We start from the raw sequence: 14526 nt of genomic DNA on the forward strand, positions 1-14526 counted from the left end.
CGACTGCCGGTCGGCGTGGGTGGAAGCGCAACGAAGTTGGCTACGAAATCACCGCGACTGAATTCCCGGGTAGGCGGGGCTAATTATTGAACACCATGAGTATATTCGCGGCCGCGGCAAGATTCTTTAAGCCTTCTTTTGTGAAAGGCGCCGATGACACTGCGATCCAGCGTGTGGCCGCAAGCGGCTGGATCACCTGCAAACAGGGTCACCGGCACTGGGGAGAGGATGGAGCCGCAGGACTGCTTCTCCTCAATCGTGGTGAGGACGGTCTCCACGTACTGATGCAACAAAGGGGCGGTCTCGCGGACCACGGGGGTACCTGGTCCGTGCCCGGCGGTGCGCGGGACTACTTCGTCGCCGGAGACGGAGAGCGCCGCCTCGGCGCCGAAAGCGCCGAGGCCGGTGCTCTCCGGGAGACTCGTGAAGAAAGCGACCTCGACGTCGGCGCCATAAGGACCCATGACGTCTACTCCGACGACCACGGCGGCTGGACGTTCGACACGGTGATCGCCTCGATCCCCGACCGGGTCGAGGTGCACAGTGACCCGAGCGAGGTACTACACACTCGATGGGTTCCGCTGGAAAGAGTCGAACAGTTGCCGCTGCACCCGGGATTCGCCCGCACCTGGCCTGCCGTCCGCGCGAGGGCCGAAGAGGCGATGCGGACCGTGGAGTGAACCGGCTGAGGCGAATCCGCCCGAGGTGTCGGCGGCAGAAGCCGCCGAGTATATCGAGCGGAACGCCGGTAAGCGCTCCTGGCTCGTTCCCCACTATCTATGATCAGTCGACGTGGCAGACTTTGACGTGAGTAAGCCGAGCACCGCCCGAGTCTACGACTACTGGCTCAAGGGCAAAGACAATTTCGCGGCCGACCGGGAAGTCGGGGATCGGCTGATGAAGATCGCCCCGGAGCTGCCGGTCATGGTCCGGGAGAATAAGGAATTACTTACCAGGGCCGTCGACTGGTCGGCGAGACAAGGAATCCGCCAGTTCATCGACCTCGGGTGCGGTCTGCCGACCAAGCCGGGCACGCATCAGACCGCGCAACTGGTCGCGCCGGAGGCCATGACCGCTTACGTCGACAACGACCCGGTCGTGATCAGCCATCTGGCCGTGCTGCGGGCCAAAGACCCGATGGTCACCGTGATCGACAACGACGTGGACGACTCGGCGACCGTTCTCGCCGCGGCGGGCGAGCGCATCGACCTGTCCCGGCCCGCCTGCCTTCTGCTGGGTGCCCTGGTGCACTTCTACCAGCCCGACGCGGCGCGTGATCTCATCACCAAGTACGTGCCGGCGCTCGCCCCGGGAAGTCATGTCGTGCTGACCGCGGGCTACATGCCGCCCGGACCGGATGCGGAGCGGTTCGTGACGGTCTACAGCGCGGGCCCGCGCCCGTTGTACGTCCACTCGGCGGAGGATCTCCTCTCGTTCCTCGACGGCCTGGAGGTGCTGGCTCCCGGCGTCGCCGACGCACGGGTGTGGCGCCCGGGCTGTGCAGCGGTACCTGCTCCTGAGCGGCGCGCCATCTGGATGAACGGCGTGATGGCCCGGGTTCCCGCGCGGAACGACTGATCGAGCCGGGCCCGGGACCTGTGTCCCGGGCCCGTTGTCGTCAGGCGGTCAGTGGAAGAAACGAGGCTGACGGGGGAGGACCACGTGGGTCGGGCCGCGCCAGGCCTGCTCCGTCGAGAACGTCCGGTCCGTCGACGGTGTGCCGCCGCTCACCACGACCGGCAGGCTGACCCGGCTGCCGCCCAGGTCCACCTTCACCGTCGCGCCCGTGGCCTGCTCGTCGTACTGCACGTCGCCGTCGACGCCGAACAGGATCAGCGCCAGCCGGTGGCCCGCCTTGAACCGGTAGTCCTGCGGCAGGGTCTGCCAGTGCACCGAGTACGTCCTACCCGGCGTCAGCGGCGACGTCCTGCTCAGCGACGTGCGGTTCTGGGCGTCCAGGAAGCCGCGCGTCACCACGTTCACGTCCGAGGTCACCGTGTCGGTCACCACCTGCCGGTAGCAGGCGTCGTCCGTCGCGGTGCTCTCGCCGTGGCAGTCCTCGGTCGCCAGGGTCTTCACGCCCGAGCCCGTGCCGAGGTAGTTCACCCGCGTGTCGGTGCCGTAGTCGACCAGCAGCGCGCCCAGGTCCGTCGCGGGACGGTCGGTCGTGAACTTCAGCGACACCGTCGGCGTGCCCGACAGCCGTACGTCCTGCTTGAGCGGGGCCGTGGTGTACGCCAGCCGGTACGGCTGCGCCGTCGTCGGGTCGCTCACCAGGGAGCCCTCGTCCTCCTTGGTGTCGGTGAACGTCGCGCTGCCCGAAGAGGCGGACAGGCCCAGCGTGCCGTCGGCCTGAGGGCGCAGGGACAGGTTCCGCGCCTTCGGCGCCGGCCAGTCGGACTCGGTCGCCCACCGGTTCGGGCCGACCTCGATGTCGGCGCGCGGCTGCTTCATCACGCCGTTGTGCACGTGCCAGAGCCAGTAGTCGAACCACTGGTGCAGGGTGTCCACCCACGCGTCGCGGCGGAAGTCGAACGGGTCCACGTGCCCGTACTGCGACAGCCACACCTTGCGCGGCACGCCCCGCGCGGCGAGGCCGGCCCACCACGTGGAGAACTGGCTCGGCTTGACGTTCAGGTCGTTCGTGCCGTGGACGGCGAACACGCTCGCGTGCACCCGGCTCACGTCCGGCACGGGCGCGGACCGGTAGTCGCGGGAGCTCCAGAACGCGTTGTAGTTCCCGGTCGCGTCGTCCTGGCCGGTCGCCATGGCCTGGTTGACGGCGGCGCACTTGGCCGGCGGGTCGGTGTCGACCGTGTCGGCCAGGCCGTCTTCCTCGCCCGTCCACCACAGCGTGCCGTTCATCCGGCTGTAGTCGTACCAGGAGCTGATCGCCGAGATCGGCACGATCGTGTCCAGGCCCTCCACGCCGGTCGCCGCCACGCCGTTGGCGAGTGTGCCGTCGTAGGACTTGCCGATCATCCCCGTACGGCCGTTGGTCCAGGTCGCCTTGACCTTCTTGCCCTGAGCGTCGTACGCGGTCGCGCGGCCGTTCAGCCAGTCGATGACCGCCTTGCCGCCGAGGACGTCGGACAGGCCGCCGGAGGTGGGGCAGCCGTCGGACTTCGTCGTGCCGTCCATGTCGACGTCGAGCACCGCGTAGCCGCGCGGCACGAAGTAGTTGTCGTAGAAGAGCGGGAACTTCACCGGGTTGCCGGCCGCGTCGTAGGTCTTGCGCTCGCCCTCGTTCCCGCGGCCGAGGTTGTCGTAGTACGGGCTCTCATCCATGATCACCGGAACCTTGAAGTCCGGCCCGCTCTCCTTCGGGCGGATGATGTCCACCCGGATGAGGTCCTTCTTGCCGTCGTGGTCGGCGTCGACCGACGACTCGACGTCGACGTACTCCCTTATGGCGTCCTGGTAGGAGAAGACCGGCTGGGTCACTCCGCCGGACACCTTGATCGATGGTCTGCCGGCCGCGTGGGCCGCCGGTGCCCCCGTGGCCGTGAGTGCGGCCACGATGGCGATCGCGGAGCCGAGGATGCCCCGCCGCGATGAGATCGGCACGCGATACCTCCTGTGGTGTGCGCGCATATCTTTCGCGCGGCAAGGTGTCGGTACAAGATCTCTAGCCACATCTGGCCCTGACCATCGGGTCCCGCCTGGCCGGTAGTGGCCGAAGCCGTACGCCGGTCCGCGCGCCGGCCGAGGAGGCGGGCGGCAGGCGGTACGGGTCATCCCGGGGCCGCGTCGCGGGGCGCCCGCGTCCGTGGTGCACGTACTCGTGAAGAAGGACACCGCGTTGACCCTTTCGCGACTTGTGGAGAGAGCTCAGAAGCTGGGCCTTCCCGTGTCGCAGATACGCCTCTACGGCGACCGCGATGACATGCCCCGGCGGTTCCCGTCCGCGCTGATCTTCGCGAGGAAACCTTCGAGATGAAAGGGTGCTGAGCCGAGAGATGTCGAGCGAGTCGGCGTACCTGTTCTCCTACGTGCTGCTGGGCTGCGAGTCCCTGCTGATCGCGGTCGCTCTCGTGCATCACGCGAAAGTGCGGATGCCGCGCCCGGCGATCGGGGTGTACAACCGGGTCGACATTCTGATCGTGTCGCTCTTGGTGGTCGTCATGCCGGTCATCTACGTCGCCATTTCGGGGGCGATCGTCTCGGCGTTCTTCTGCCTGATCTGTTACGCGGCGCTCCAGGTCACGATCGTGCCCCTGGCTCGTGGAAGAGCGAGCTGGCTGATCGCGGCGGGCCTTTGCGCCGTGGGTCTGGTCGGCACCGAGTGGGGAGGTCCTCATCAGGCTTTGTTCGTCAACGATGTCGTCATCGGGATCGCGGTCGTCGGCGCCGCCAACCTGTGGGTCCAGTCCGGCATGCGTTCCGCGCACATAGCGTGGTTCGCCGGCTTCCTGGCCGTCTACGACTTCGTTGCCACCCCCGTGACGTCCTCGACCGACGACTTCATCGAGCGCGTGAGCGGCATTCCGTTCTCACCGGAGTGGGTCTTCACCCTCGGCCCGAACCCGGTCGCGATCGGACTGGGCGATCTGCTGCTCTCCGTCTTTCCCTTGGCCGCCCACCGATCGTTCGGCGCGGTCGCCGGGATCGTCGCCATGGCGACCGGCACGGCGGTGGTGGCCGCGGACACGGTCGCGTACCACTATGGCGTTCTGCACGGCGCCGCGCCCGTTCTCGATGCCGTTCCTCTTCCGGACGGCCCCACGGGGTTCTGGGCCGCCATCGACGGGACACGGATCGTCGGGGTGGCACCGACACCGGGGGCGGCCCGGCGCAAGGCCCGGGAGAACGGCTGCACGGCCGTTCCCCAGGTCCGGGAGATCACAGCGACGTGAGCCCGCGTGGTCACTCGGGGGCGAGCCAGAGCGCACCGAGCGGGGGCACGCGCAGCAGCGCGGACGCGGGCTGGCCGTGGCACGGCTCCGCGCCGGCCTCCACCGCGCCCAGGTTGCCGACGCCGCTGCCGCCGTACTCGAACGCGTCCGTGTTCACCACCTCACGCCAGCGGCCCGTACGCGGCAGGCCCAGGCGGTAGTCCTCGTGCGGGATGCCGGCGAAGTTGACCACGCAGGCAAGCGGTGTGCCGTCCGGGGCGAACCGCAGGAACGAGATCACGTTGCCGGCGACGTCGTCCGCGTCGATCCAGCTGAAGCCCTCCGGCCGGGTGTCCTGGGTCCACAGCGCGTCCGACGAGCCGTAGGCGCGGTTGAGGTCGCGGACCAGCCGTCGCAGACCCGCGTGGAAGTTGTCCTCCGCCTTGTCGAGCAGCCACCAGTCGAGCGGCCGGGACTCGGCCCACTCCGCGCCCTGGCCGAACTCCTGTCCCATGAACAGCAGCTGTTTGCCCGGGTGCGCCCACATGTACGCCAGCAGCGAGCGCAGCCCGGCGAACCGCTGCCACTCGTCGCCCGGCATCTTGCCCAGCAGCGAGCCCTTGCCGTGCACGACCTCGTCGTGGGACAGCGGCAGCACGTAGTTCTCCGAGTAGGCGTACACCATCGAGAAGGTGATCTCGTGGTGGTGGTAGCCGCGGAAGATCGGCTCGTGCTTGAGGTAGCCGAGCGTGTCGTGCATCCAGCCCATGTTCCACTTGAGGCCGAAGCCCAGCCCGCCCAGGTGGGTCGGCCGGGTCACCCCGGGCCACGCGGTGGACTCCTCGGCGATCGTCATGATGCCGGGGGAGCGCTTGTAGCAGGTGGCGTTCATCTCCTTGAGGAAGTCGATCGCCTCCAGGTTCTCGCGCCCGCCGTAGATGTTCGGCGTCCACTCGCCCTCGCCGCGCGAGTAGTCCAGGTAGATCATCGAGGCGACCGCGTCCACCCGCAGGCCGTCGACGTGGAACTCCTCCAGCCAGTAGCAGGCGTTCGCGACGAGGAAGTTGCGCACCTCCGAGCGGCCGAAGTCGAAGACGAACGTGCCCCAGTCCTTCTGCTCGCCCCGGCGCGGGTCGCCGTGCTCGTACAGCGGCGTGCCGTCGAACCGTGCGAGTGCCCACTCGTCCTTGGGGAAGTGGCCCGGCACCCAGTCGACGATCACACCGATGCCGGCCTGGTGCAGCCGGTCCACCAGGTGGCGGAACTCGTCCGGGTCGCCGAACCGGGCGGTCGGCGCGTAGTAGGAGGTCACCTGGTAGCCCCACGAGCCGCCGAACGGGTGCTCGGAGACCGGCAGGAACTCCACGTGCGTGAAGTTCATGTCGGCGACGTAGTCGACCAGTTCGGTGGCGAGCTCGCGGTAGCCCAGCTCCGACCGCCACGAGCCCAGGTGCACCTCGTACACGCTCATCGGCGAGCGCAGCGGGTCGTAGGACTTGCGCCGGGCCATCCACTCGTCGTCCTCCCACGTGTAGCGGGAGGTGAAGATCTTCGAGGCGGTGGCGGGCGGCCGCTCGGCGTACCGTGCCATCGGGTCGGCCTTGCGCCGCCACATATGGTCGGCGCCGAGGATCTCGAACTTGTAGTTCGTGCCGTCGCCGACGCCGGGCACGAACAGCTCCCACACCCCGGAGGCGCCGAGCGAGCGCATCGGGTGCGCGCGGCCGTCCCAGTGGTTGAAGTCGCCGATCACCCGGACGCCGCGGGCGTTCGGCGCCCACACCGCGAACGACGTGCCCTCGACCGGCCCGAACACCGAACGGTACGTGCGGGTGTGCGCGCCGAGGGCCTTCCACAGCTCCTCGTGCCGGCCCTCGCCGATCAGGTGCAGGTCCAACTCGCCGAGCGTCGGCGCGTGCCGGTACGGATCATCCTGGACGATCTCGGGCCCGTCGCCGTACGCGACCGCGAGGCGGTAGTCGGGCACCGCCGTCGGCTCGTCGCCGGACAGCGGACTGCCGGGCGCCAGGGTGGTGGCGAAGACGCCCTCGTGGACGTGGCGCATCGGGCGGCGCTCACCGTCGGGAAGGACGACCTCGACCCTGCTCGCCAGCGGTCGTAGCGCACGGATCGTCACGCCGTCGTGTCCCGGGTGCGCGCCCAGGATCCCGTGGGGGTCGTGATGGTCCCCGCCGATCAGCCGGTCGATCTCGTCGTGGGTGACCCGCGCCATGACGCTCCTCGAACTGTCGCTGCGAACTCGTACCTTCACCCTGCCCGATGAGGGGAGCGTAATCCTTTTCGATCACGTGATCCGCGCCGCCACGACCGGCCCGTACGCGGACCTGCCGCCGCTCGAGTGGATTCATGATCACTGATCTCGGGTTGAACGACTGCGGACTGATGTAAATTTGGCACCATTTCACAGATAGCTCGATTAAGGAGACGGCGTGGCGGAACTCGGCGCAGAGGCCGCTGGACTTCTCAGACCCGTGCTCCGTTTCATGCATGGGCCCGCCACCGCGGGGGAGGCGGCCGCGCTGCGCGACGGCGGCGTGGCACTCACCGAGCGCTCGGGCGGCCGGTCGCTGCGCGACACGCTCGGAGACCTCGATCACCGTTCACGGCCGTACGACCTGCGCACCACGACCAAGGACCCGATCGACGTGGTGTCCGGCGAGGTGGTGCTGCAGCAGGTCGACGTCCGGCTCGCCGGTGCGCTGCCGCTCGTGCTCGAACGAACGCACATCTCCTCGTGCCCCGAGGGCCGCCTGTTCGGCCGGTCGTGGGCGTCGACGCTGGACCAGCGGCTCGAGGTGGACGGCTCCGGAGCCTGCTTCGTGTCCGCCGACGGCACGATCGTGGCCTATCCGCCCGTCACGGCGCCCGGCGTCGAGGTGTTCCCCCTCGAAGGACCGCGCTGGCCGCTGACCCGCGATGAGGACGGCGTCTACACGATCGGTGACCGGCGTAACGGGCGGACGCTGCGCTTCGTGGCATCCCGGGGCGCGGTGCTTCCCCTCGCGGAGATCGCCGACCGCAACGGGCATCGGATCGAGCTGGTCTACGACGGCGACGGGACCCTCACCGAGGTGCGCGACTCCGCGGACCGGCGGGTGGCCGTGGACACGGACGGCGGACGCGTCGTCGGGCTGAGGCTGCTCACCGCCGAGGGAGACGACGGGGCCGGCGGACGACCGTTGATGCGGTACGGCTACGACGACGTGGGCCGGCTGACCGAGGTGATCGACTCGTCCGGCGAACCGCTGCGCTTCGACTACGACGCGCAGGGGCGGCTGCTCCGCTGGACCGACCGCAACGGCTACTGGTACGCCTACGAATACGACGAGTCGGGCCGTGCCGTCCGCGGTTCGGGATCCGGGGGTTTCCTGGACGCCCGGGTGACCTATGGCCCGGGGGTGACGACGGTCACCGACTCGTTCGGACATGAGACCGTCTACCACCTCAACGAGCACGGGCAGGTCGTCGCCGAGATCGACCCGCTGGGCGGCACGACCCGGTCCGAGTGGGACCGTCAGGACCGCCTGCTGGCTCATATCGACCCGCTCGGGCGCGTCACCCGTTACGGCTACAGCGTCGAAGGCGATCTCATCACCGTCACCCGTCCCGACGGCGCCCAGATCACCGCGGAGTACGATTCCGACGGCCTTCCCACCAAGATCACCGAAGCCGACGGCGCGACCTGGCGTTACACCTATGACGCCCGGGGAAACGCCATCCGGATGGTGGACCCCGCCGGCGCGGTCACGACGTACGACTACGACGAACGCGGGCACCTGGCGTCGGTGACGGACGCGAGCGGTACCGTCCGGGTCGAATGCGATCGCACCGGGCTGACGGTCGCGGCCAGCGACGCGACGGGACGCACCACCCGGTACGTCCGCGACGCGTTCGGCCGGGTCGTCGAGTCCGTGGACCCGGCCGGCGGGCGCACCAGGCTCGAGTGGACGCCTGAGGGCAGGCCGGCATCGCGGAGGACACCCGGCGGACAGACCGAGTACTGGAGTTACGACGCGGAGGGGAACCTCGTCGAGCACATCGACGCCCTCGGCGGGACCACCCGGTACGAGACCACGTACTTCGACCGGCGGTCCGCACATATCGGCCCGGACGGGACCCGGTACGAGTTCTCCTACGACACCGAGCTACGCCTGACGGCCGTCAAGAATCCGCAGGGCCTGATCTGGCGCTACATCTACGATGCCGCGGGTCGGCTGGTGCGCGAGGTCGACTTCAACGGCCGCGAGCTCGCCTACGCCCACGACCCGGCCGGGCAGCTGGTCGAGCGGGTCAACGGCGCGGGCCAGGTCACCACCTTCGCGTACGATCCGCTCGGCAACGTCATCGAGGAGCGGTCCGGCGACGCGGTGGTGACGTTCGCCCACGACCCGGCGGGGCGCCTCGTCCACGCCGTCAACGCCGACGCCGACCTGCGATTCCAGCGCGACGCCCTGGGCAGGGTCACCGCGGAGATCTGCAACGGCCGGGTCCTCGCCGTCGAGCATGATCCCGCCGGACGCCGGACGGCTCGCCGCACGCCCTCCGGCGCGATCAGCACGTGGGAGTACGACGCGTCCGGGCGGCCGCTCGCCCTGCACACCGGCGGCCGCACGATCCGCTACGGCTACGACCCGGCCGGCCGGGAGGTCCAGCGGCTGCTCGGCGACGGCGCCCTGCTCGCCCACCAGTGGGACGGCGAGAACCGCCTGACCGAACAGGCCATCTGGGCGCTCGCCGGGCCCGCCGGTGACGCCGCCTCGCCGACGCGGACCGGCGGCCCCCGGCCACTGGAGACGCGCGCCTACGGCTACCAGGCCGACGGCCACGTCAACGCGATCGCCGATCAGACGTTCGGCACCCGCCGGCTCGAACTCGACACGTCCGGGCGGGTCACCGCGGTCCATGCCCATGGCTGGACCGAGCGTTACGCCTACGACGCGAGCGGCAACCTCGCCCACATGGAGTCTCCCGCTCCGCAAGCACCGGACCACACGGCCGGCACCGGTCCTGATCGGGAGTACACCGGCACGCTGATCCGGCGGGCGGGACGCACGCGGTTCGAACACGACGCGCAGGGGCGCGTCGTGATGCGCCAGGAGCAGCGGCTCTCCGGCAAGCCGCTCACCTGGCGTTACACGTGGGATGCCCATGACCGCCTCGTCGGCGTCGTTACCCCGGAGGGGGAACGCTGGGCGTACCGCTACGACCCGCTCGGCCGACGGATCGCCAAGCAGCGGTACGACGGCGACGGCCGTACCGTGGTGGAACAGACCGACTTCGTCTGGGACGGCTTCGTACTGGCCGAGGAGATCCACGCCTCCCGCACACCGGGGCAGGCCGGCGAAGGGCCGCGGGCCCTGGTGTGGGACTACGAGCCGGGCACCTGCCGTCCCGTCGCCCAGACCCAGAGGGCCCCGCTGAAGTCGGCTCCGCAGGAGTGGATCGATCAGCGGTTCGACGCCATCGTCACCGACCTGGTCGGAACCCCCACCGAGTTGGTCGACACGTCCGGTGAGATCGCCTGGCGGTCCCTGACGACGCTGTGGGGCACGCGGCTGTCGGCCTCGTCACCGGCGGACGTCTCGTGTCCGCTGCGCTTCCCGGGGCAGTACCACGACGAGGAGACGGGGCTCAGTTACAACGTCCATCGTTACTACGATCCGGAGACCGGCCGCTATCAGAGCTCCGATCCGCTCGGCCTGAGCCCGCAGCCGAACCCCCACGCCTATGTGCGCAACCCGACCGCGCTCATCGACCCGCTCGGACTCACGCCCTACACACCGGTCGGTGGGGAGCCGTGGGACAGCCTCCGCGTCTACCGCTTCGGTAACCGGAACGACCCGAACGAGCTGCTGCCGAACATCATGAAGCACGGGACGCCCGAGGCGCGGGCGGAGAACGCCCGTTTGATGGGCACCCCCGGCTACCGGGCGCGGCGGGGTGAGTACCACGCGAGAGGCGACACCGAGAACAGCCCGTTCGTCTCGGTGGCGGCCGACACCGACGCCGCCTTCAACACGACGGACCCCTGGCTGGCCAATATCACGAGGAAATGCCCCGACCTGGCCATCTTCGACGTTCCGATGAATCGTCTCTACTTCCCGACGAACGAGCTCTCGCAACGGGAGACCGAGCTCCTCTTCCACGGGAACGACCTCGAGGACTTCCTCGTAAAGTGGATTCCCAACCCGTACAAGACCATGTGACGGAGTGATCGCGATGGACATCGATACCGAGGACGTACTTCTGACCATCGATCACCCGTTCGGCCGGATCGAGACGACGCTGACCGAGTGGATGAGGACGGGACCCGGACCTCGCGAGCAGGTGCGCCCGGTCGAGGCGCGCCGGCGGTCGACCGGTGAGTCCCTGCCGCTCACCGTCATCCCGCTCCGCTACCGCAACGATGACGAATCCCGGCGGCTCATCTCCGAAGGCGCGATCGAGTCGCCCTGGCCGGGCTGACGAGTCCCGCCCGCCGGGTGCCCTGGGCACCCGGCGGAGGGGGACGGAACGCTCAGCGGGTGGGCGACCCCGGGGTGGGTGAGGCGCTCAGCGCGGCGATGGAGCCGAGCGGGATGTGCAGCCACGACGGCCGGTTCCGTGCCTCGTACATGACCTCGTAGACGGCCTTGTCGAACTCGAAGGCGCGGATGATCTCCTCGTGCGCCGCGGGGTCGACGCCGCCCGCCTCGGCGTAGCCGCGGCAGAACGCCATGCGGTTGCGCTCGGCCCACTCGTGCGCGCGGTCCTCCAGCTGGTCGGGGTTGCCCGAGACCGCCTTGCCGTTCACCAGCAGGTGCCGGGCCGCGTAGTCATAGGAACGGAGCATGCCCGCGACGTCGCGCAGCGGGTGCGCCGGCCGCCGGCGCTCCTCCAGCGGCTTGGCCGGCTCGCCCTCGAAGTCGAGCAGCATCCAGCCCGTCTCGGTCCGCATGACCTGGCCGAGGTGGAAGTCGCCGTGGACACGCTGGACCATCAGGGGTTCGTCGATCTTGGCGAAGGCGTCGAAGGCCTCGCTGAGCCCTCCGGCGTACGCGACGAGCTGGGGAACGGTGGCGCAGGCCTCGCTCAGCCGGTCGTGCATCTGCCGGGCCAGCTCCCGGACGTCGCGGGCGGACATCACGCCGGTGCCGAACGCCGTCGCCAGGTCGCGATGGACCTCGGCCGTGGCGGCGCCCAGGCGTTCGGACTCGGCCGCGAAGTCGCCGCCGACCTCGTCGGCGTGCAGGTCGGCCTCGGCGTACAGGTCGCGCACGCTCGTGCCGGCGAGCTGCCAGCCGTCGGTGCCGGTCCGCAGGAACTCCGACAGCATCGCGAGCGTGGAGACGGTGCCGTCCAGCTCGCAGGAGATCCATCCGTGCAGCGCGGGCACGTGCTTGCTGCCCGCGCCCATCAGGCCGCGGCTGAGTTCGAGGTCGGGGTTGATACCGGGGGTCAGCCGCCGGAACAGCTTGCAGATGTAGACGTCGCCGTAGATGAGCGAGGTGTTGCTCTGCTCGGCGGGGCTGGCGAGGCTGTCGAGGTCGGTCTCCAGGCCGGAGATCGACCGGAAGGCCAGCGGCCCCACGTCGGCGCAGTCGGCCATCTTCTCCAGCAGCACGCGGGTCAGGTCGGGGTCGTGTACGGCGTCGTAGACGTGCACGCCGTCGACGCGTCCGATCTCGGCGTACTCCAGCCGGCCGGGCAGCTCGCGGCGCAGGCCGACCGGTACCTGGTAACGGTCGACCTGCTCACCCTGGCGTACGGCGATCACTACGTGGCGTAGCGACGGATCGCCGGAGACCAGCTCCGTTTCGGTCACGACCGAGACGTCGTCGATCCCTCGGTCCTTGCCCGCGAACCACCGCTGGCGCGGGAGCCAGTCCGCGATCAGATCGTCGAGTCGTTCGGTCAGCCGCACTGGCTACGTCACCTCGCCTGTTCCTCCTGCCCGGCCCACATGGCTATTCGCCACCACCTCCGTGGTTCGCCGGTAGGAGGAACCAGTAGAAACCGTGTCCTGGAAGTGTCAGGAGATATGGCAATTCCCCGATTGGGGGGAATTGAACACCACCCATGCACTCGACCGGGTTGACGCCCTCGAAGCGCCGCAGGTCGAGCTCCACGGGTTGGGGGAACCGTGACAGGTTGTTCACACAAAGTACGCGATCCGCGCCGAACTCCCTAACGAAGGCCAGGACGCTCGGGTTGGACGCGGACAGCTCCGTGTAGTCACCGACCCCGAAGACGGGGTGGCGCTTGCGGATCTCGATCATCTTGCGCGTCCAGTGCAGCAGCGAGCCCGGGTTGTTCTGCTGTGACTCGACGTTGATCGCCTGGTACCCGTAGATCGGGTCCATGATCGTCGGGAGGTAGAGGCGGCCCGGGTCGCACTTGGAGAAGCCCGCGTTGCGGTCCGGGGTCCACTGCATCGGGGTACGGACCGCGTCGCGGTCGCCGAGCCAGATGTTGTCGCCCATCCCGATCTCGTCGCCGTAGTACAGCACCGGCGATCCAGGCAGCGACAGCAGGAGCGCGGTGAACAGCTCCAGCTGGTTGCGGTCGTTGTCGAGGAGCGGGGCCAGCCGCCGGCGGATGCCGATGTTGGCCTTCATCCGCGGGTCCTTGGCGTACTCCGAGTACATGTAGTCGCGCTCTTCGTCCGTGACCATCTCGAGCGTCAGCTCGTCGTGGTTGCGGAGGAAGATGCCCCACTGGGCGTTCTCGGGGATCTTCGGCGTCTGGGCCATGATCTCCGAGATCGGGTAGCGCTGCTCCCGTCGCACCGCCATGAAGATCCGCGGCATGACCGGGAAGTGGAACGCCATGTGACATTCGTCACCGCCCGTGGCGGGGTCGCCGAAGTACTCCACGACGTCCGCCGGCCACTGGTTGGCCTCGGCCAGCATCACCCGGTCGGGGTAGAGCCGGTCGATCTCCTTGCGGACCGTCTTGAGGTAGTCGTGCGTCTCCTTGAGGTTCTCGCAGTTGGTGCCCTCACGCTCGAAGAGGTACGGCACCGCGTCGAGGCGGAACCCGTCGATGCCGAGGTCCAGCCAGAACCGCAGGACCTCCAGCATCGCCTCCTGCACGGCCGGGTTGTCGAAGTTGAGGTCCGGCTGGTGGCTGAAGAAGCGGTGCCAGTAGTACTGCTCGCGCACCGGGTCCCAGGTCCAGTTGGAGGTCTCGGTGTCGACGAAGATGATCCGCGCGTCGGCGTACCCGGTGTTGCTGTCGGACCAGACGTAGAAGTCGCCGAACGGCCCGTCCGGGTCCTCCTGGGAGGCCTTGAACCACGGGTGCTGGTCGCTGGTGTGGTTCATCACCAGGTCGGCGATGACGCGGATGCCGCGCTTGTGCGCCTCGTCGACCAGCTCCACGAAGTCACCGAGGTCGCCGAACTCCGGCAGGATCTTCATGAAGTCGCTGATGTCGTAACCACCGTCACGCAGCGGCGACTCATAGATCGGCAGCAGCCAGATGCAGTCGATGCCGAGCCAGACGAGATAGTCGAGCTTCTCGGTGAGGCCCTTGATGTCGCCGGTGCCATCGCCCGTCGAATCGTAGAAGCCGCGGATCAGCACCTCATAGAAGACCGCGTTCTTGTACCAGTGCGGCTCGTTCGGCGTCTCGCGCGTGAACGTGTCCGGAACCGGCTCTACGGCGCCGCCTCCGAGCAGGGGATCGA

The 14526-nt window shown here is 68.9% G+C and carries 10 protein-coding genes; 6 read left to right on the forward strand and 4 right to left on the reverse strand.

From position 1 onward, the window contains the following. Positions 1 to 95: 95 nt before the first annotated feature. Positions 96 to 680 carry an NUDIX hydrolase gene (locus OG417_RS15925; RefSeq protein ID WP_329262317.1) on the forward strand — a complete coding sequence of 195 codons (585 nt, stop codon included), beginning with the start codon at positions 96 to 98 and terminating at the stop codon, positions 678 to 680. Between the two features lie 112 nt (positions 681 to 792). Then, positions 793 to 1578, forward strand: a complete 786-nt coding sequence (locus OG417_RS15930; protein WP_329256142.1) for an SAM-dependent methyltransferase — start codon at positions 793 to 795, stop codon at positions 1576 to 1578. Positions 1579 to 1626: 48 nt separating this feature from the next. Here the strand turns inward: OG417_RS15930 and OG417_RS15935 are convergent, their stop codons facing one another. Further along, positions 1627 to 3567 carry a Xaa-Pro dipeptidyl-peptidase gene (locus tag OG417_RS15935; protein ID WP_329256144.1) on the reverse strand — a complete coding sequence of 647 codons (1941 nt, stop codon included), beginning with the start codon at positions 3565 to 3567 and terminating at the stop codon, positions 1627 to 1629. Between the two features lie 377 nt (positions 3568 to 3944). Here OG417_RS15935 and OG417_RS15940 point away from each other — a divergent pair, with 377 nt between their 5' ends. Next, complete coding sequence (locus OG417_RS15940) at positions 3945 to 4856, forward strand: hypothetical protein (RefSeq protein WP_329256146.1); 912 nt, start codon at positions 3945 to 3947, stop codon at positions 4854 to 4856. 10 nt (positions 4857 to 4866) lie between these two features. Here the strand turns inward: OG417_RS15940 and glgB are convergent, their stop codons facing one another. Beyond that, entirely contained in the window at positions 4867 to 7068 is a 2202-nt protein-coding gene (gene glgB / locus OG417_RS15945; RefSeq protein WP_329256148.1) for a 1,4-alpha-glucan branching protein GlgB, read from the reverse strand. Between glgB and OG417_RS15950 the strand changes: the two genes are divergently transcribed. The 3 genes from OG417_RS15950 to OG417_RS15960 all read left to right on the forward strand — a co-directional run bounded on the left by OG417_RS15950 (position 7067) and on the right by OG417_RS15960 (position 11321). Beyond that, complete coding sequence (locus tag OG417_RS15950) at positions 7067 to 7213, forward strand: hypothetical protein (protein WP_329256150.1); 147 nt, start codon at positions 7067 to 7069, stop codon at positions 7211 to 7213. The genes glgB and OG417_RS15950 overlap by 2 nt on opposite strands. A 126-nt stretch (positions 7214 to 7339) precedes the next feature. After that, on the forward strand, positions 7340 to 11062 hold the full coding sequence (locus tag OG417_RS15955; RefSeq protein WP_329256152.1) for an RHS repeat-associated core domain-containing protein: 3723 nt from the start codon (positions 7340 to 7342) through the stop codon (positions 11060 to 11062). 13 nt (positions 11063 to 11075) lie between these two features. Further along, the gene (locus OG417_RS15960) at positions 11076 to 11321 is read left to right on the forward strand and encodes a hypothetical protein (RefSeq protein WP_329256154.1); all 246 of its coding nucleotides are present in this window, start codon (positions 11076 to 11078) and stop codon (positions 11319 to 11321) included. Between the two features lie 52 nt (positions 11322 to 11373). Here OG417_RS15960 and OG417_RS15965 read toward each other — a convergent pair whose 3' ends face one another. Both OG417_RS15965 and treS read right to left on the reverse strand, forming a co-directional pair. Next, a complete protein-coding gene (locus tag OG417_RS15965; protein ID WP_329256156.1) occupies positions 11374 to 12759 on the reverse strand; it encodes a maltokinase N-terminal cap-like domain-containing protein in 1386 nt (461 codons plus the stop codon). Between the two features lie 43 nt (positions 12760 to 12802). After that, positions 12803 to 14518, reverse strand: coding sequence for a maltose alpha-D-glucosyltransferase (treS, locus tag OG417_RS15970; RefSeq protein ID WP_329262320.1), 1716 nt, complete (start codon positions 14516 to 14518; stop codon positions 12803 to 12805). Positions 14519 to 14526 lie beyond the last annotated feature (8 nt).

Source organism: Actinoallomurus sp. NBC_01490, assembly GCF_036227085.1.
In the GTDB taxonomy this organism is placed as follows: Bacteria; Actinomycetota; Actinomycetes; order Streptosporangiales; family Streptosporangiaceae; genus Actinoallomurus; species Actinoallomurus oryzae.